Source organism: Hymenobacter frigidus, assembly GCF_014640435.1.
GTDB lineage: Bacteria > Bacteroidota > Bacteroidia > Cytophagales > Hymenobacteraceae > Hymenobacter > Hymenobacter frigidus.
Map to the genome: position 1 here is coordinate 37,492 of NZ_BMGY01000019.1, position 16,749 is coordinate 54,240.

19 protein-coding genes are annotated in these 16,749 nt (G+C 58.2%); 10 read left to right on the forward strand and 9 right to left on the reverse strand.

All coding sequences use genetic code 11. The features are described 5' to 3' along the window. Positions 1 to 8: 8 nt before the first annotated feature. A complete protein-coding gene (locus tag IEW17_RS11450) occupies positions 9 to 407 on the forward strand; it encodes a hypothetical protein (protein ID WP_188562182.1) in 399 nt (132 codons plus the stop codon). A gap of 2 nt (positions 408 to 409) precedes the next feature. Next, complete coding sequence (locus IEW17_RS11455; protein ID WP_188562183.1) at positions 410 to 784, forward strand: hypothetical protein; 375 nt, start codon at positions 410 to 412, stop codon at positions 782 to 784. Between the two features lie 158 nt (positions 785 to 942). On the opposite strand, the gene IEW17_RS11460 is transcribed toward IEW17_RS11455, so the two are convergent. The 6 genes from IEW17_RS11460 to IEW17_RS11485 all read right to left on the reverse strand — a co-directional run bounded on the left by IEW17_RS11460 (position 943) and on the right by IEW17_RS11485 (position 4,506). Continuing rightward, complete coding sequence (locus IEW17_RS11460; RefSeq protein ID WP_188562184.1) at positions 943 to 1,398, reverse strand: YybH family protein; 456 nt, start codon at positions 1,396 to 1,398, stop codon at positions 943 to 945. Positions 1,399 to 1,518: 120 nt separating this feature from the next. Then, positions 1,519 to 2,040 (reverse strand): YMGG-like glycine zipper-containing protein, encoded by a 522-nt coding sequence (locus IEW17_RS11465; protein WP_188562185.1) that lies wholly within the window; start codon positions 2,038 to 2,040, stop codon positions 1,519 to 1,521. 139 nt (positions 2,041 to 2,179) lie between these two features. Continuing rightward, entirely contained in the window at positions 2,180 to 3,208 is a 1,029-nt protein-coding gene (gene thiL, locus IEW17_RS11470) for a thiamine-phosphate kinase (RefSeq protein ID WP_188562186.1), read from the reverse strand. 164 nt (positions 3,209 to 3,372) lie between these two features. Continuing rightward, positions 3,373 to 3,603 carry a T9SS type A sorting domain-containing protein gene (locus IEW17_RS11475; RefSeq protein ID WP_188562187.1) on the reverse strand — a complete coding sequence of 77 codons (231 nt, stop codon included), beginning with the start codon at positions 3,601 to 3,603 and terminating at the stop codon, positions 3,373 to 3,375. Positions 3,604 to 3,660: 57 nt separating this feature from the next. Then, on the reverse strand, positions 3,661 to 3,906 hold the full coding sequence (locus IEW17_RS11480) for a hypothetical protein (RefSeq protein ID WP_188562188.1): 246 nt from the start codon (positions 3,904 to 3,906) through the stop codon (positions 3,661 to 3,663). Positions 3,907 to 3,990: 84 nt separating this feature from the next. Next, positions 3,991 to 4,506, reverse strand: coding sequence for a lamin tail domain-containing protein (locus IEW17_RS11485; RefSeq protein WP_188562189.1), 516 nt, complete (start codon positions 4,504 to 4,506; stop codon positions 3,991 to 3,993). A 204-nt stretch (positions 4,507 to 4,710) separates the two neighbouring features. Here IEW17_RS11485 and IEW17_RS11490 point away from each other — a divergent pair, with 204 nt between their 5' ends. The 6 genes from IEW17_RS11490 to IEW17_RS11515 all read left to right on the forward strand — a co-directional run bounded on the left by IEW17_RS11490 (position 4,711) and on the right by IEW17_RS11515 (position 9,022). Next, on the forward strand, positions 4,711 to 5,304 hold the full coding sequence (locus tag IEW17_RS11490) for a TetR/AcrR family transcriptional regulator (protein ID WP_188562190.1): 594 nt from the start codon (positions 4,711 to 4,713) through the stop codon (positions 5,302 to 5,304). Between the two features lie 53 nt (positions 5,305 to 5,357). After that, positions 5,358 to 6,350, forward strand: coding sequence for a 1,2-phenylacetyl-CoA epoxidase subunit PaaA (paaA, locus tag IEW17_RS11495; RefSeq protein ID WP_188562191.1), 993 nt, complete (start codon positions 5,358 to 5,360; stop codon positions 6,348 to 6,350). Positions 6,351 to 6,457: 107 nt separating this feature from the next. Beyond that, positions 6,458 to 7,123: a phenylacetic acid degradation b gene (locus tag IEW17_RS11500; RefSeq protein WP_188562192.1), complete on the forward strand. Its 666-nt coding sequence runs from the start codon at positions 6,458 to 6,460 to the stop codon at positions 7,121 to 7,123. A gap of 4 nt (positions 7,124 to 7,127) precedes the next feature. After that, the gene (paaC, locus tag IEW17_RS11505) at positions 7,128 to 7,877 is read left to right on the forward strand and encodes a 1,2-phenylacetyl-CoA epoxidase subunit PaaC (protein WP_188562193.1); all 750 of its coding nucleotides are present in this window, start codon (positions 7,128 to 7,130) and stop codon (positions 7,875 to 7,877) included. A gap of 11 nt (positions 7,878 to 7,888) precedes the next feature. Further along, positions 7,889 to 8,374, forward strand: coding sequence for a 1,2-phenylacetyl-CoA epoxidase subunit PaaD (gene paaD, locus IEW17_RS11510; protein WP_188562194.1), 486 nt, complete (start codon positions 7,889 to 7,891; stop codon positions 8,372 to 8,374). A gap of 42 nt (positions 8,375 to 8,416) precedes the next feature. Continuing rightward, positions 8,417 to 9,022: a hypothetical protein gene (locus tag IEW17_RS11515; protein ID WP_188562195.1), complete on the forward strand. Its 606-nt coding sequence runs from the start codon at positions 8,417 to 8,419 to the stop codon at positions 9,020 to 9,022. 1,036 nt (positions 9,023 to 10,058) lie between these two features. On the opposite strand, the gene IEW17_RS11520 is transcribed toward IEW17_RS11515, so the two are convergent. Beyond that, the gene (locus IEW17_RS11520) at positions 10,059 to 11,801 is read right to left on the reverse strand and encodes a M3 family oligoendopeptidase (protein ID WP_229748961.1); all 1,743 of its coding nucleotides are present in this window, start codon (positions 11,799 to 11,801) and stop codon (positions 10,059 to 10,061) included. A 135-nt stretch (positions 11,802 to 11,936) separates the two neighbouring features. Beyond that, the gene (locus tag IEW17_RS11525) at positions 11,937 to 13,037 is read right to left on the reverse strand and encodes a ferredoxin--NADP reductase (RefSeq protein WP_308420615.1); all 1,101 of its coding nucleotides are present in this window, start codon (positions 13,035 to 13,037) and stop codon (positions 11,937 to 11,939) included. 202 nt (positions 13,038 to 13,239) lie between these two features. Between IEW17_RS11525 and IEW17_RS11530 the strand changes: the two genes are divergently transcribed. Continuing rightward, positions 13,240 to 13,929 (forward strand): peptidoglycan DD-metalloendopeptidase family protein, encoded by a 690-nt coding sequence (locus IEW17_RS11530; RefSeq protein WP_229748962.1) that lies wholly within the window; start codon positions 13,240 to 13,242, stop codon positions 13,927 to 13,929. A 166-nt stretch (positions 13,930 to 14,095) separates the two neighbouring features. On the opposite strand, the gene IEW17_RS11535 is transcribed toward IEW17_RS11530, so the two are convergent. Continuing rightward, positions 14,096 to 15,319 (reverse strand): ABC transporter permease, encoded by a 1,224-nt coding sequence (locus IEW17_RS11535; protein ID WP_188562197.1) that lies wholly within the window; start codon positions 15,317 to 15,319, stop codon positions 14,096 to 14,098. Positions 15,320 to 15,428: 109 nt separating this feature from the next. Here IEW17_RS11535 and IEW17_RS11540 point away from each other — a divergent pair, with 109 nt between their 5' ends. Next, positions 15,429 to 16,646: an exo-beta-N-acetylmuramidase NamZ family protein gene (locus IEW17_RS11540; protein WP_188562198.1), complete on the forward strand. Its 1,218-nt coding sequence runs from the start codon at positions 15,429 to 15,431 to the stop codon at positions 16,644 to 16,646. Positions 16,647 to 16,749 lie beyond the last annotated feature (103 nt).

A 16,749-nucleotide genomic window follows, 5' to 3' on the forward strand; every position in this document is an offset into this window, starting at 1 on the left:
CTGAAATTATGGCTGAAGAAAATAGTTATAAACCGCAAATTATATGGCAAGGAATGCCTGTTGGCATATTTAATAATCCCCACCCCGACATGTGGTATTTAGAAGGACCTTGGATAAGCAATAATTCTAAAGCGGCTAATGATTTTGAATCTATGGCCAAAAGCCTCAATACTACAGCAGTTTTCAACGATTTGAGTAAAGGAATTATAGCCTTTTTAGTCAGCGAAAATGGCGAAAAACCTATCCGAGTTTCTGTTATCAGTTTATCTGATAATATGTTATTTACTCGCTATAACCTTGTTACTGAATCCTCACAATTGAAGCCAGAAATACCATCAAATTCTGCGGATTCACTGCTCTCAAAAATGCGCGCTATATGGCGTATAATCTTTAATAAGAAGTTTTGATAATGGACTACTTCAACGACCCCGAACTCAACGGCAAATACCTCGGCACCATCACCAAAGATTTTGTCGTCGTTTGCGATACCCTGCTCGAAGCCTCTTCCCAAATCCGCAAGGGCGACTTCAGCCAATACCCCATTTTCGTGTTTGCCAAGCAGGAAGTGCCGCTCGGCGGCCTACTCGTGAATGCCGATGACCTGAACCTGGACTGGCACGTCTTCGCCAGCTACCTGGAGCTGTTCGTGCAGCAAGGCATCGTAGAGCCCGATGGCGTGGCTTATTTCCAGGCGAACTACAAAGACCCCGACGAATTCTGCTGCCTCTTCGTGCTCGATAAGGAATTCACCAAATTCGTGTTTATCCCGTACCCGGAAGATTGAGGTCAGGCGGCGAATAAAAAGAACGTCATGCCGAGCGCAGCCGAGGCATCTCGCCCGGAGTAGTAACCCAATCGTTCAACGATTATAATTACTACCCCACGCGAGATGCCTCGGCTGCGCTCGGCATGACGTTCTTAAATTTGTAACGTTCTGCTTTTCTAATTCCGGCGCTGCACCGGCAAATCCTCCAGCTGCGCGTAGCTCAGCTTCCAGGTATTATCGGCGGCTTTTTTCCAGAGGAAAATGTAGTTGCCTTCGCCAAAGCCGGCGGGCTGGCCGGGGCCGGCCGGCAGCACATCCACCGAGAAAGTGCCCGCTTCATAGGCGCTATTCGTGTCCACGTTGCTGCTGATTACACTCGTTTTGAGGCTGCTGATGGTAGGCAGCGTTTCGCGCACCCACTTCTGCGATACTTCGTCTTTGCCTTTCCAATGGGCCGTGCCTTGCACAAAGCTCACATCATCGGCCAGCATGCCGGTAATCTTGCCGGAGTCGCGGCTATTCCAGGCGCCGACAAATTCCTGGTCCAGGGTTTGCACGTTCACGGCATCACCGGCTTTCGAACAAGAAGTGAGCGCCACGGCCACGAACAAACTGCAAAGGAGAGATTTCATAAGTCCAAAAGGTTGGTGAAGGGAAGGTAGCGGACCGCATCATCCGCCGTTACAATTAGCTGTAATAAACAAACCCCGAGCGCAAGCGCCCGGGGTTTGAATTAAGCATCTATTTCGGGATTACCAGCTCTTGCGACGAACTTCCTCGGTCGAATAAGGTTTCGACGGGTCACCGTAGTGGGCATTGGGCAAGTAAGCGGCGTTCGTCGTGGCGGGCATGGCGTTCACCTGGCCACTAACCATAGCGTCCGAAGCCGTGAGGCTGTTGGCGGGTACTGCGGCGGTTTGCGTGCGGGTGGTTACCACCGTTTCGCGGCGGTTGTTGCGGGCAATGGCCCGGCGGTACTCGGCTTCGCGGGCGGCAGTGGCCCGGTTGGCGGCGGCAATGCGCGCCCGCTCCTTACGCTTGTTATCAACGTGCTTGCCCACGCCATAGCCGATGGCCCCACCGGCCACGCCACCCACTACGCCACCCACGGCCCGGTTGCGCTTATTGATGATGGCACCGGCAGCAGCACCGCCCAAACCACCAATTACGGCACCTTTGGCCTGGGGGCTCCATTGAGCCCGGGCAGGAGTAGCGGTGCCAAATACAGTGCTAAGGAGCACCAGAAAGCTGAGGATATAGGGGAGCTTATTCATGACTAGCGAAGTAAAGTTGACAGGAAAAATCACGTACTTGAGAATGATGTTGACAATTAGCGTGCCATAGCGGCTTTTCTCCTTGCTTTTCCCTAACGGTGGAGCTTAGACAAAGGTTGACCCGGTCCCCAGGGCAAAGCTAAAAGCTAGTCCAGCCCTGAGCCTGCAGCGGCACGGCCTGGCCACTCTTGGTCACCAGGTTAGCGCCATCATCAGCAGTAGTCAAATGGCCGATTATAGTTATATCCGGGTGATTTTTGAGCTTTTCGTGGTCCGTTACGGGCACGGTAAACAGTAGTTCGTAGTCCTCGCCGCCGTTGAGGGCGCAGGTGATGGGGTCGAGGTTGAATTCGGCCGCTACTTCCAGCGTAGGGTTGGCCATGGGCAAAAACTCGGTGAATACCCGGGCTCCCGTACCACTGGCCGCGCACAGGTGCAGCACTTCGGAGGCCAGGCCGTCGGAAATATCAATCATGCTGGTGGGCCGCACGCCCAGCTCCCGCAGCTCGTGCACAATGTCGAGCCGGGCTTCGGCGCGCAGTTGGCGCTGCACTACATACTCGTAGTTTTCCAGCTCGGGCTGGGTGTCCGGGTCGGCCAGGAAAGCCTGCTTTTCGCGCTCCAGCACCTGCAAACCCAGAAATGCCGCGCCCAAGTCGCCACTCACGCAGAGCAGGTCGGTGGGCTTGCCACCGCTGCGGCGCACGGCCTGCCCGGCGGGCACTTCGCCCAGCACCGTCACGGCTAGGGTGAGGCCGCCGCCGCTGGCAGTGGTGTCGCCGCCCACCAGGTCCACGTTGTAGGCCTCGCAAGCCAAGCGCATGCCGGCATACAGCTCCTCAATAGCCTCCACCGTGAAGCGCGGACCGGCCGAAAGCGCTACCACCAGCTGCGTGGGCAGTGCATTCATAGCCGCTATGTCCGACACATTCACGGCCACGGCTTTATAGCCCAGGTGCCGCAACGGGCAGAAAGCCAGGTCAAAATGAATGCCTTCGACCAATAAATCGGTGGTCATGACAAGCTCGGTGCCGGGCGTGGGCGCGATAATAGCGGCATCGTCGCCAATACCCAGCACGGTGCCGGGCTGGCGGTTCGTGATGCCGGCTTGCAGGCGATTGATAAGGGCAAATTCGCCAATGGCGGTAAGGGGCGTCAGGTCGGCCATGTATTTTTTAATTATCAGTTGCGCGGTGTCGGTTCTTAGTTGTCGTTCTCCAAGCCCAAGGACAGGATGGCTGATAACTATGAACCGACAACAAAAGTCAAAAGTACGCCCATAAAAAAAGGAGGAAATTGCTTCCCTCCTTTCCTGTCAAATCAAGTGGCCGCTTATTGCACCACTAGCTCTTTGTAGATTTTGGTCTGGCCGTCGGCGCTCAGAATCTGCACGAAGTATAAGCCGAGCTTCAGGGCCGGGATGTTGAGGATGAGTTTTTCCTGGCCCTGGCCTTTGGCTTCGGCGCTGATGCGCTGGCCGAGGTTGTTGATTACAACCACGCTGCCAACCTTGGCATCCTTGATTTCGACCGTGGCAGTGCCGTGGGCGGGGTTAGGGTACACGCTGATGTTGGCATCGAACTTGACGAGTGTGCCGCTGATAACCGACTGGTAGGCTCCCTAAACACCCGTGTAATCGTTGTGGTCGCCGAGACGGTCATACAACTGGCCACCGGGGTTGGAGGTGCCGCCTGCGCCGTTAAAGGCGGTGGAATACATCATCCACTCATCGGAAATGTTGTAGCCACCGGCTTGGAGCACGGGCGGGCACACCACCGGCACGTTTTGAGCCGTGGGGTTGACCACAACACCCCACGAAACAGCATCCCGACGCACGAGCGACTGATTGGCCGAGGCAACGGACACCGCGTTGGCACCGGTGCCATCAGCGGCGTTGATGCCGCTCCAGTTGCCAGTGCTGGTGGGCTGCAGTTTTACGGCCGAGGCTGCTCACCAAGCACGCCAACAAGGTCCAACAACAACGCCTGTACCAGTGCCGGCCGTGCCGCCGGGGTAGCGCACCAACGCCACAGCGTCGTCGCCGTTAAAATAAACCGTGCCCCCGCCGACCAGAACAGTCGGGCCGGAAACGGGCGCGTGGCGGATAACCGGTAAGGTAGCTTCGCCGCTGGCCAGCACGAATGTGGTGCGCGAGTTCAGCACGTTCACCCCAACAGCTTGCTGGGTGGCGTTGCTGCGGAGCAACCGCTCCTCCTCGGTAGGGGTGACGCTGCCGTTGGAGTAACGACGCACCGAGTACGGGTTGAGATTTACCGGGTTCAGCGTTGGGTTGAAGATTTCGATGGCACGCTCGCTGCCGGTCAAATTCGATACGCCGCCATTATAGCTCACGCCCATCTGGTGCGCTCCTTCGTCGTATTCCGAAAAAAACAATTCGGTGCCCTGGGCATGAGCAGCTCCGGTTAGCAACAAGGCGGCTGAGAGCAAATAGCAATGTTTTTTCATAAAAAATTGGGAATGAGAACATCTATGCACCCGCAAAGACAAACGTTAAAGGCTGTTTAGCTTGCTACCAAATTATGACTTCGCAAACAGACTTTGCTTATCAACAACTTGATGTTCAACTACTCACAGCGTAAAAAAAACAGCTCAATATCACAAACCTTTGTTTGCTAACGAGCGTTAGCAAGTATACCTTTGTTGCCTACCATGACTCCCACTGTTCCCCTCCGCTCGCGCAAAGCCCAGATTGACCGCACGGCCACGGCCTTGTTTCGGGCAAGGGGCTTTGCAGCAACCAGCATGCGCGAGCTGGCCACGGAGCTCGGCTTGGAAGCGGGCAGCCTGTATTCGCACATCAAATCGAAGGAAGAAATATTGCACCGGGTGTGCTTTGGCTTGGCTGAGGATTTTTTTACTGATTTCGCGGTGGCCACGGCTGATGCCTCAACTCCCGTCGCGGAAAAGCTACGGCAGGCTATTGAGGGCCATGTCCGGGTTCTGACCCGCGACAGTGCTGCCTCAGCGGTGTTTTTGCACGAGTGGCGGCACTTGAGCGAGCCGGCCCGCACCGAGTTTCTGTCCCTGCGCGACCGGTACGAGGGCAGTTTTCGAGCGCTGATTGCGCGCGGCATTGCGGTGGGCGAACTGCATGCTCCGGATACTGCGTTTGCTACGCTCACCCTGTTGGCCAGCCTCAACTGGCTGCCCAGCTGGTACCGACCCGACGGTAAGTTGACTCCTGATGAAATAGCCCACCGCCTAGCCGAGCAGTTGCTGGGCGGGCTCTTGACCAACAAATAATACGACACGCAGTACCGCTTATTCTCTCGTTTCAACCTCAAATTCCCACTCTTATGTACGGTTCCGCCAGCACCCACGACCTGCCGACCACCGCCACCACCGGCCTGGAAAACGAAGACCCCATCCTGCTGGCCGAGTTTGAGGCCCGCATTGCGCGGGGCGAGAAAATTGAGCCCGGCGACTGGATGCCGGCGCTCTACCGCAAGCAGCTCACCCGCATGATTGAGCAGCACGCGCACTCCGAAATCATCGGCTCGCTGCCCGAAGGCACCTGGATTACCCGCGCACCCGGCTTCCGCCGCAAAATGGCCCAAATGGCCAAGGTGCAGGACGAGGTGGGCCACGCGCAGCTGCTGTATTCGGCCGCCGAAACGCTGGGCAAGACCCGCGAGCAGATGCTCATCGACCTTATCAACGGCAAGAGCAAGTACTCCAACGTATTCAATTACCCCACACCTACCTGGGCCGACTCGAACGTGATATCCTGGCTGATTGACGCCGGCGCGATTGTGAACCAGCTCGCCAATGCCAAGGGCAGCTACGGCCCTTACTGCCGCGCCCTCGACCGGATTTGTGCCGAGGAAGCCTTCCACCTGAAGTACGGACACGATGCTGTGGTGCACATGGCTACCGGCACGCCTATCCAGCGCGCTATGATGCAGGCGGCCCTGAACCGCTGGTGGCCGGCGATTATGACCTTTTTCGGGCCTTCGGATAAGATGTCGGTGCACACCGAAATTTTGATGCGCTGGAAGGTGAAGATGGCCAGCAACGACGAGTGCCGCAACCAGTTTCTGGACATGTACGTGCCCAAAATCTGGGAAATCGGCCTGACCCTGCCCGATGAGAAACTCGCCAAAAACGAGGAAACCGGCCGGTGGGAATTCACCGAGCCCGACTGGGAGGATTTTAAGCGCGTCATCAACGGCGACGGGCCCTGCAACGCCGAGCGCATTGCCGTGCGCCGGGCCGCAGAGGAAAATGGGGCTTGGGTTCGCCGGGCATTGCTCACGCCCAAGACGCAGTACGTGCGGCCGTTGGCGTAAACTCAATTAAAAATTAAAAATGAAGAATTAAAAATGCGCGTGTCCGTCACCACGCACCTACGCATTTTGCCTGATTTTTAATTTTTAATTCACCATTTTTAATTCAAATGATACAGTCATTCGACCCGCGCATGAACCGGCTGGGGCTGCCCGATGCGCCCGTGACTGCCGCCACCAAGACGGCCCTCGACCAGTTTGGCACCTACGAAGTCTTTCATCAAAAGAAGGATGGCGCCCCCTACGTGTATGTGGGCCCGGTGCACGCGCCGGAGGCCGATGTCGCATTTCTGTTTGCCAAGGAGCAGTTTAGCCGCCGCTTTGCCTGCACCGGCATGTGGGTGGTGCCCACGGCCGCCATTACGGTGACGGACTATGTTGGCGACCAGGAATCAGCCTACGACTTCCTGCCCCTGCTGCCGAAAAGCGTGGCCCCGGCTCCCGGCAACGCCGATGACACGGCCGGCGAAGCAGCAGCGTACGCGGCCGGCGAAGAAGACTACGACATTTTCCATCTCAAGAAGCGCGGTAAGGCGCACCAGCACGTGGGCAAGGTGCGCGCCAGCTCTCCGGCCGCTGCCCTGCAGGTAGCCAAGGCCGTGTTTGGTGAGCAACGCCCGGTGGTGAACGTGTGGACTACGCGTTCGGCCGATGTGCTGCGCTCCGACGAGGAGGACCGGGATATCTGGAGCACCACGCCGGAAAAAAAGTACCGCGATGCCATCTCCTACAAAGTGCAGGACCGCATCGAAAAATTTAAGGCCGAAAATAAGTAGCCCCATGGACCCCAAACTCGACCTGCTGTATCGCCTCGCCGACGACCAGCTGATTCTCGGCCACCGCAACTCGGAATGGAACGGCTTAGGACCCATTCTGGAAGAAGACATTGCTTTCTCGAGCATGGCGCAGGACAAGCTGGGCCACAGCCTGCAGCTCTACAACCTGCTGCACAACTTGGGCGAAGCCGAACCCGATACCGTGGCGTTCACCCGCAACGCGCCGCAATTTCACTGCTGCCAGCTGGTGGAGCTACCCATCGGCGAGTACGATTTCAGCCTGACCCGCCATTTCCTGTTCGACCACGCCGAACTACTCCGCTTTGAGGCGTTGGCTACCAGCAGCTACGAGCCGCTGGCCCAGGTGGCCCGCAAGCTGCGCGGCGAGCTCAAGTACCACGCGCTGCACGCCAACACCTGGATGAAGCGCCTCGGCACCGCCACTGAAGAAGCCATTGAGCGGATGCAGGGCGCGTTGAATTTCACGCTGCCGTATGCGCTGGGCATTTTTGAAACAACGGAGGCCGAACCGGAAATCATCAGCTCGGGCCTGTTTATTGGCGAAGCCGAGCTGAAAAGCCGCTGGTTGGAAAGCATCACGAAAATACTGGCCCAAACCGCGCTGGACATGCCCGACCTCAACCTGCTGACGCCGGTGAACGGTGGCCGCTACGGCCAGCACACCGAGCACCTGCAGCCGCTGCTGGATGAGATGGCCGAGGTATTCCGCCTCGACCCTACCGCCGATTGGTAACCGCCACACCCATGTACAAGGCCCAAATTCTCGACTGGCTCCAGGCCGTGAAAGACCCCGAAATCCCCACGATTTCGCTCATCGACCTGGGCGTGGTGCGCGGCGTGGAGATTGACGAAGTTACGGGCACGGTTTCGGTGCACCTTACGCCCACGTTTGCCGGCTGCCCAGCCATGGATTATATGAAGCGCGACGTGGAGCGCACGCTGCTAGCCCACGGCGTGCCGGCCGTGCACGTCGACATCAGCCTGCGCGAAGCCTGGACGTCGGACATGATTTCGGATGCGGGGCGGGAGGCGCTGCGGCGGCACAAGCTGTCGCCGCCGCCGGTGCTGGGCAATCAGGTGCTGGACCTCGATTTTCTGGAGTACGCGGAATGCCCAAATTGTCTCGGCAACAATACGGAGCTGCGCACGCCGTTTGGCGCTACGTTGTGCCGCGCCGTGCATTATTGCCACGACTGCCGCCAGCTGTTCGAGCAATTCAAGCCGGTGTAACTTTGGCGGGCCGGCGGCCACCTTCTCCCTGGGTTTTTCTCCATGCGTCATTCCATTCTTCTTTCTGCCAAGTCAGCAGTTGTTGCGTTACTGATTCTGACCGGCTGCGCGGCCTCCTGCAAGCGTGATGGCAGCAAAGCCGCCGTTCTTAACCCCGCCTCTGCCGCCGCCGCCAAAGTACAGTTCGACGTGCTGCGCGATTCGGTGGACGTGAAGTGGCGCAACATGACCGAGAGCGACGACCAGAAAATCAGCATCACGCGCCTGCTGCTGCGCGAGCTGAAGGGCCAGCCCGGCATCAACGCCGCCCAGCTGCAGGACCTTGAGCGTGCCAACAACCGCCTCAAAACCCGCCGCTACGACCAGCAAACCATGGCCACATCGGCCCTGATTGACCAGTACGACACTGCCCAGGACTCGCTGCTGAAGGCCGTTTACCCGGTAGCCGCGCCCAATGGCAACGCCCCCACTGAAAACGCCCGCAATTTCGTCGAAGGTATTCAGCAGCTCGATGCGGGGGTCGTGACTTTCCGGGTGCAGTACAACCAAGCCGCCAAGCAGTACAACGACTACCTCATGCTGCACCAAACCGAGTTGAAGTCGCTGGGTGGGAAGTATGCCAAGGTAAAGCCACTGCCGGTGTTTTGAGTGGCCAACGCGCCCCCAACGAAAAGAATGCGGTTCCAGCAAGTTGATTTTGTTTGAATAGTACTTATATTCAGGTACTGCAACTCACACTCACGCTTTTACCCCGTTCTCATGCACCCATCGGCTACTCTATTTCGGCGGCTTTTGCCTTTTTTTCTGTTAGTGGACTTGACTTTCAGCTCGTGCGAACACCGCAAAGCCCAGGACCCGCGCCCCAAGGGCAAGTGCGGCGCGGCACCGACAGCGCCCGGCGGTAACTCCTAACCAATAAAACTATCGGACTAAAAAGGTGGGCAGCGAATTTGCCGGCCATCTTTTTGGTATCAGGCAGCAGGTAAGCCAACGCCGCAGCTGTTGCCTTCCGCACAAAACCGGCCAACACGCACGGGCAGCTTCGTGCTGACAGGAGAACGGGTACCAACTACCGCCAGAATCGGACCGATGGGCGGCCCCAATGTACTAGCCTGCCCGTGATGATTCCCCAATCAGTTTCGCCTTGAGAAACAATTCGTTTGGCCTTGGGCTTTAAAAGGGTACATAATCTTTCGCGCGGCACCTAGCGTGATATCATCAGCAAAAAAAATCATGCTTAGAAAATTTCAGGCGTCAGAACTCGTCATTCTGTTCCTAGCCATCGCACTTATATTCGTATCAGAGTATTACTATATATTTCTGAAAGACCATGACCGGGCAATCTTCATTGGCCTGTGGCCCCCAACGATGCTGGTGTTGCTGGTTTATATAAACCTGAAAAAGCAACAATAACATGGATAACGCTGATATTTTCCTGTTCACACTGCTGGTAGTTCCCGCATTCATCTTTTTTGGCTTTCTAACCATCCGAGAATTCAGCCGGGCCGGCAACGAAGAATACAAGCCCAATTCTGACACCAGACTTAAATAATTTTCCTTTTTCGTTTTTTTGAACCGAAATTATCCGGCTTGATAAAGCATTATTTTCCGCAAAAAAGCCCCCCAAACTAGTGGTTTGGGGGGCTTTTTTGCGGAAAATAATGCTTTGGACTTCACCCTGCTATTACAGCGCGGCCATTTCCTCCCGCACAAAGTCAGTTAAGGTGCGCAAGTATTCGGTGCTGAAATCGAAACGGATGCCGGCCGCCGCGTAAATCTGACCAATGGGCGCGGTGTAGCCCAGCGCCAGCGCCCGCTTGTAGGCAGCCAGGCCCTCGGCAGGATTAAGGCGGTAGTTGCGCCACACGGCAATGGCCCCGAGCTGCGCCATGGCGTACTCGATGTAGTAAAACGGCACTTCGTAGAGGTGCAGCTGCTTCTGCCAAAGGTAGGGTTTGAAGGCATCCAGGCCGCGCCAGTCCACGGTGCGCTGGTTGAACTCGTCGAAAATCTCCACCCAGCGCTGGTGACGCTCGGTTTCGGTGTGGGCGGGATTTTCGTAAATCCAATGCTGAAACTTGTCGACGGTGGCCACCCACGGAAAAGTTTCGAGCACGCTTTCGAGGTGGGTTTTCTTGGCCCGGCGCAGGTCCTGGGGGTTGGGAAAGAATACGTGCCACTGGTCCATGCTCATGAGCTCCATGCTCATCGAGGCCAGCTCGGCTACTTCGGACGGCGGGTGCTTGTCGGCCCCCAGCGGCAGGGCACGGGTGAGGAAGGAATGGACCGCGTGGCCCCCTTCGTGCAGCATGGTCACCACGTCGCGCAAGGAGCTGGTGGCATTCATGAAGATGAACGGCACGCCGGTTTCGTCGAGCGGGTAGTTGTAGCCGCCCGGGGCTTTGCCCTTGCGGCTTTCCAGGTCGAGGTGGCCCATGTGGCGCATGGTGCGCAGGCAATCGCCGAGGTAGGAATCGAGGTTCTGGAAGACGGTAATGGTCTTTTCCAGCAGCTCTTCACCGGTGGCGAAGGGGCGCAGCGGCGGCTGGCCGCTGGGGTCTACGTCGAGGTCCCAGGGGCGCAGGGCGGGCTGGTTCAGGTCCTGGCGGCGCTCTAGGTCGAAGTCGTCAATCAGCGGCACCACCGTTTCGCGGATGGCGCGGTGAAAATCGAAGCAGTCCTGCGGGGTGTAGTCGAACCGGCCCAGGGCGGCAAACATATAGTCGCGGAAATTAGTAAAATCCGCGTTCAGAGCTACCTGGTGGCGCAGGCCCACCAGCTCCGTAAACAAGTGGTCGAGCGGCTGGGAATCCTGCAGGCGGCGCGCCTGAATGGCCCGGTACGCGGCTTCGCGCACGGCGCGGTCAGGATTCTTGAGGCGGTCGGCGGCCTGCGGCAGGGTCAGTTCCTGGCCATCGAGAGTCACGTTCATCGCGCCCACGGTGGCCGCATACTGCTGCTGCTTGGTGCTGATTTCGGTTTTGAGCGGAATGTTCTCGACCCGATAAATTTCCGAAGCCCGGCGCACGGAGCGCAGAAACACGCCATAGCGGTGCTCATCAAGACCGGCCAAATGTGGCGAAGCCAGCATTTTCTCATTCAGGGCGTGGTCGTGGGGCGCTACCTGGGGCTCCACTTCGTTCACAAAGTATTGGAAAGCTTCGGCGCGGGTGGCATCCTGGGTGTCGCAGGTCATGCGGATGTAACGCCAGGCCAGGTCCTCGCTGAGCACCGATTCCAGCTCGGACCGGTCGAGCAGCCAGCGCTCCAACTCGTCAGCCGAAGTCAGTTCGCGATTTTGTAGCTCTTGGAAAAAAGGCTCAATGTCGGACCAATCTTTTCCCAAGAAATCTTCGGGCAAGTAGTGGCGTGGCGGCCGGCTGGTGTCGGTAGCCGATTCGGCGGTAGGTTCAGCGAGAGGCATCATATTGCAATAATAGTCGACGGGAATGGGAAGCGGCTGCGGCAGCAGCCCTGTTACTTGCCTTTACGGGAACGAACACACGGCTGGTCTGAAAAGACGCCGCCCAGGTGAGCATGACGTTCTCCTCCAGCCCCATACCTACCCAATCTCAATCACCACGTCGTCCGTCATGGGGTGGCCCACGCAGGTGAGTACGTAGCCCTGCTTCAGCTCCGAATCGGACAGGCCTTCGCGCTCATCGAGGTGAACTTTACCGGTGAGGCACTTGCCGCGACAGGCCGTGCACAGGCCCGCCTGACAGGAATACGGCAGGTCAATGTCCTGTTCGAGCGCAGTTTCGAGGATGGTTTTGCCAGCGGGCACTTCGATGATGTACTCGCTGCCTTCGTACTGGATGGTCACCGAGCGGGTACTCTTGGTGTCGTCGGAAGTGCTGGTCGATACATCGCCGTGGCCGGTGGCCTGGGCGGCGGCGGCTTCGACCACATCGGCGCTGGCCACGAAACTCTCGCGACGGATGCGGGCCTCGGGCACGTTCAGCAGGTCGAGGGCGGCGCGGGCTTCGGCCATCAGGCCCTCGGGACCGCACATGAAGTACTCGGCCTGTTCGGCCGGAAACTGGTGGCGCTGCTCCAAAATGCGCAGCATCATGGTACGGTTCAGACGGCCCGTGTGCTGGTGGGCACCGCTGGGCTTCAGCGGCTGGCTATACACGTGCTCGACCTGTACGCGGCCATTGGTGCTGGTTTCGAGGGCCGCGAGCTGCTGCTGAAAAATCACCGATTCTTCGTTGCGGTTGCCGTAAATCAGCAATACGTGGCTGTTGGGCTCGGTATTGACCACCGCCTTGAGGATGGACATGAGCGGCGTAATGCCCGACCCGGCCCCGATGAGTACCAGCGAACGAGCCGCCTTGGGGCTGGGGCTGAGCGTGAAGTTGCCGAGCGGCTCCATTACCTCGATTTGCTGGCCCACTTGCACCGTATCAAGCAAATAATTGCTTACCAAACCGCCGGTTACGCGCTTCACCGTCACGGACAAGCGTGGTGCTTCGTGCGGGGTGCTGCTCAGCGAATAGGCGCGGCGCTCCTTTTTGCCATCGGGGCCGCAGGGCACAATCAGGGTCAGAAACTGGCCCGGCCGGCTGGCAATAGTGGCGCGGTCGGGTCGCTCAAGGTGAATGGTAACAGAATCAGCAGTTTCCTGGGTCAACTCAACAACGGTCAGGGTTTGATACATCGGGGGAATAAGCGAAGGAGTGAATGACGGAAAACGAGAGACGGGGAATGTTCGTCGCTTTTCCAGCAAATCGTTAACAAAAAAAGCCGCCAAAAGTGAAAACCAACTGGCCGATTTGCGTTGCAAAGGTAACTTGCCGGTCATGCTGCGGGCCTACTGCCGCCAGCGGTTTCGTTCACTCATTATTCCCTGCCTACTCGTCTTGCTCACTGCCCTACTCCAACGCCACAAGGTCAACTTCGGTCCCGTGCTGCCCGTCGACCTCAACAGCCCCGCCGTCACCCGCCTCGATTTCACGGCCAACAACCCGCGCGTAGCCACCGCCGACCTGCGCAACACGACCGATTTCGCCGTGCTGGTGGATGAATTACTGGCTGCCCAACACGCCACCATTGGCGTGGGCGGCTACCTCGAAAACCGCGTGATTTACCGCCGCAGTCAGCATTTCGGGCCGGGGACAGTGCCCGAAGCCCGCTCCCTGCACCTGGGCGTGGACGTGTGGCTACCCGCCGGCACGCCGGTGCTGGCCCCGCTGCCGGCCACCATCCACAGCTTGGCCGACAACGACAATTTCGGCGATTACGGCCCCACCGTCATCCTCCAGCACGAGCTGGAAGGCACGGTTTTCTACAGTCTCTACGGCCACCTCAGCCGCCAGGAGTGGCGGGAACTGCGCGTGGGTCAGCGTCTTGAAAAAGGCGAAGCGTTTGCTACCGTGGGTCCTTTTCCCGAAAACGGCGACTGGCCGGCGCACCTGCACTTTCAGCTAATGGCCGACATGCTAGGCCTGGTGGGCGACTTCCCCGGCGTGGCCCCGCCCAGCGAGCGGGAAAAGTGGGCAGCCCTGTGCCCCGACCCGAACCTAGTGTTGCAGTGCGGAGCTATTGGCTAGCGCTCAATACAAAGGAAAAGGAGTACGTCATGCTCATCTGGCGTCCGCGCAGCCGAAGCATCTTTACCGCAGCAGTAATCAACGCACTGCAACGATGCGAGCAAGATGCTTCGGCTGCGCTCAGCATGACGTTCTCTTTTATTATTTGATTCCGGCTACCCCGCCCTTAGTCGAACTTAATGGCCACCACGGGCTTAATCCGCGAAATCAGGTACGTGGGCACCAGCACAGCCAGCAGCGAGGCCCCGAACGTGGCCACGTTCAGCAGGATGAGCATGCGCGGGTCCCAGGAAATCGGCACGCGGTCCATGTAGTAGTTCTCGGGGTCGAGGGGAATGACGTGGAAGTAGTACTGTATGGCACAAAAGCCCACCGCAATGGCATTGCCGATGAGCATGCCCCGCACCGTGAGCGACAAACCACGGAAAAAGAACATCCGTCGAATCTGATTGTCCGTCGCGCCCAGCGCCTTCAGAATCCCAATCATGTTGGTGCGCTCCAGAATCATGATGAAGATGGTAGCCACCATGTTGAACGTGGCCACGAAAATTATCAGAATCAGGAAAATAATCACGTTGCGGTTCAGCAGCTGCAGCCAGTCGAAAAGCTGAGCGTACTGGTCCGTGATTTTGTCAATCTTGAGGTCGTAGGGCAGCTGCTCGTAGAAGTTGTCGGCGGTTTTATCAAGGGTGTTGAAATTGTTTAGCACCACTTCCATGCCGCCCACCAGCGAGTCGGCCCAGGCCGGCGAATTCAGCTCCCGAATCTGCCGGATATCGCCGATGACGTACACCTCATCAAACTCATCGAGGCCGGTAGAATAGATGCCGCTGACCCGAAACTGCCGGATGCGCGGCGGGTTCTGAATAAAGTAGAACAGCGCCTGGTCGCCTACGGAGAGCCGCAGCTTGTCGGCCACCTTGCGCGAAACCAGCACGTCGTCGCTCGCTGCCGAGTCGGGATAGCTCAGAAACTTGCCCGCCACCAGGTTCTCGCGCATGGGCGAAACGCCGTCGCCCTCCGAAATCCCCTTCAGCACCACGCCCAGCACCTCATCCTTGGTTTTGATGATGGCCGTTTTCACGGCAAAGGGCTGCGTCGATTTCACTTCCGGAAACTGGTGCAGCTGCTGCACCAGGCGCGGCCCGTTGATGGGCGCAACTTCCAGCGAGTTATTGGTATCGTAGCGCGAGATTTGCAGGTGGGCCCCAAACGAGAAAATCTTGTTCTGAATCTCGTTGCGAAACCCTTGCAGGATGGCAAACGACACCACCATCACCGCCAAGCCCATGGCAATGCTGATGATGGCTATTTTTGTAACCGAAGAGGTGAAGGAGCCGGAGTCGGCTCCCCCGTCAATCTTCTGCGAGATGTAGCGGGCGACATTCATTATTCAACCGTAAAGCTACGTTTTGCAGCGGTACCGGCCGCACTCCTGCGGCTACCGCCTGGGTTCGGGCTCCAAACACGCTTTGTCTCAGCTGCTTTCCTTCCCATTTATGATTGGCATTTCCGCAAAATTCACCTTATCGCTGCTGTTGGCCTTGCCGGCTTGCGGCACAGCCCGCCCGGCGCCAGCCGCAGCCCATACGTTGAACACCCCACCAGCCGTTGCGCGGGTGGTCGTCGGAGCCGAGCAAATGGCCAGCTACCTGCCCCAACTGAAAGGCAAGCGCGTGGGCCTGGTCATCAACCAAACCTCGCGCGTGGGCGCAACTTTCCTGGTGGATACCCTGCGGGCGCGGGGTGTGAACGTGACGGCCATCTTCGCGCCCGAGCACGGCTTTCGGGGCGAAGAAGCTGATGGAGCCACTATTAAGGACGGGCGCGATGCCCGCAGCGGCGTGGCCGTGCGCTCGGTGTACGGCAAAACGAAGAAGCCTACCCCCGAAATGCTGACCGACGTGGATGTGCTGGTATTCGACATTCAGGACGTGGGGGCACGGTTCTACACCTTCATCAGCACGCTGCACTACGTGATGGAAGCCGCCGCCGAGCAGAACAAGACCGTGCTGGTCCTTGACCGCCCCAATCCCAACGGCGACCTTGTGGACGGCCCCATCCTGGAGCCGGCCCACAAATCCTTCGTGGGCATGGACCCGCTGCCCATTGCCCACGGCCTTACGGTGGGCGAGCTGGCCACCATGCTGAACGGCGAAAAGTGGCTGGCGGGCGGCCGAAAATGCCGCCTCACGGTGGTGCCGCTGGCCAAGGGCTACACCCACGCCACGGCCTACCACCTGCCCGTGCGCCCCTCTCCCAACCTACCCACCGACCACGCCGTGGCGCTCTACCCCAGCATTTGCCTGTTTGAGGGCACCAACATCAGCGTAGGCCGCGGCACGGCCACGCCGTTTGAGGTGATTGGCGGACCCACCCAGCCGGCCACGCGGCCCTACTTGTTCACGCCCCAGCCCAACGCGGGCTCGCCCAGCCCGCCCCTGAAGGGCCAGCCGTGCTACGGCCTGAACCTGTCCAACGCCGCCACCCGCGACTCGGGAAGGCTGGTGCTGAAACACCTGCTCGATTTCTACCAGCAAAGCACTGACAAAGCGCATTTCTTCGGTAAATACTTCGAAGAATTATCGGGCACTAATGCCTTGCGCCAGCAGATTATCGCTGGTAAAACCGAAGCCGAAATCCGCGCCTCCTGGGAACCGGGCCTGGGCAAGTTCAGAGCCCTGCGTAAGAAATACCTGCTCTACCCGGAGCGGTAAAAAACTCTCAAGAGCAGTTTGCAGGTCGAGGGAAAGCCTGATTTTCAAAAATTAAGGCTGGAGGAGTTTTTCCACGTGCTGATGCGGGGTTAGCGGGTTCGGC

Excerpts from the sequence above, each read along its gene's own strand:
- IEW17_RS11460 (WP_188562184.1), bottom strand. The coding sequence starts at position 1,398 with ATGAAATCTCTCCTTTGCAGTTTGTTCGTGGCCGTGGCGCTCACTTCT.
- IEW17_RS11485 (WP_188562189.1), bottom strand. The coding sequence starts at position 4,506 with ATGAAAAAACATTGCTATTTGCTCTCAGCCGCCTTGTTGCTAACCGGA.
- IEW17_RS11490 (WP_188562190.1), top strand. The coding sequence starts at position 4,711 with ATGACTCCCACTGTTCCCCTCCGCTCGCGCAAAGCCCAGATTGACCGC.
- IEW17_RS11540 (WP_188562198.1), top strand. The coding sequence starts at position 15,429 with ATGATTGGCATTTCCGCAAAATTCACCTTATCGCTGCTGTTGGCCTTG.
- IEW17_RS11535 (WP_188562197.1), bottom strand. The coding sequence starts at position 15,319 with ATGAATGTCGCCCGCTACATCTCGCAGAAGATTGACGGGGGAGCCGAC.
- paaA (WP_188562191.1), top strand. The coding sequence starts at position 5,358 with ATGTACGGTTCCGCCAGCACCCACGACCTGCCGACCACCGCCACCACC.
- IEW17_RS11520 (WP_229748961.1), bottom strand. The coding sequence starts at position 11,801 with ATGATGCCTCTCGCTGAACCTACCGCCGAATCGGCTACCGACACCAGC.
- thiL (WP_188562186.1), bottom strand. The coding sequence starts at position 3,208 with ATGGCCGACCTGACGCCCCTTACCGCCATTGGCGAATTTGCCCTTATC.
- IEW17_RS11525 (WP_308420615.1), bottom strand. The coding sequence starts at position 13,037 with ATGTATCAAACCCTGACCGTTGTTGAGTTGACCCAGGAAACTGCTGAT.
- paaD (WP_188562194.1), top strand. The coding sequence starts at position 7,889 with ATGTACAAGGCCCAAATTCTCGACTGGCTCCAGGCCGTGAAAGACCCC.
- IEW17_RS11515 (WP_188562195.1), top strand. The coding sequence starts at position 8,417 with ATGCGTCATTCCATTCTTCTTTCTGCCAAGTCAGCAGTTGTTGCGTTA.
- IEW17_RS11455 (WP_188562183.1), top strand. The coding sequence starts at position 410 with ATGGACTACTTCAACGACCCCGAACTCAACGGCAAATACCTCGGCACC.
- IEW17_RS11465 (WP_188562185.1), bottom strand. The coding sequence starts at position 2,040 with ATGAATAAGCTCCCCTATATCCTCAGCTTTCTGGTGCTCCTTAGCACT.
- paaC (WP_188562193.1), top strand. The coding sequence starts at position 7,128 with ATGGACCCCAAACTCGACCTGCTGTATCGCCTCGCCGACGACCAGCTG.
- IEW17_RS11450 (WP_188562182.1), top strand. The coding sequence starts at position 9 with ATGGCTGAAGAAAATAGTTATAAACCGCAAATTATATGGCAAGGAATG.
- IEW17_RS11500 (WP_188562192.1), top strand. The coding sequence starts at position 6,458 with ATGATACAGTCATTCGACCCGCGCATGAACCGGCTGGGGCTGCCCGAT.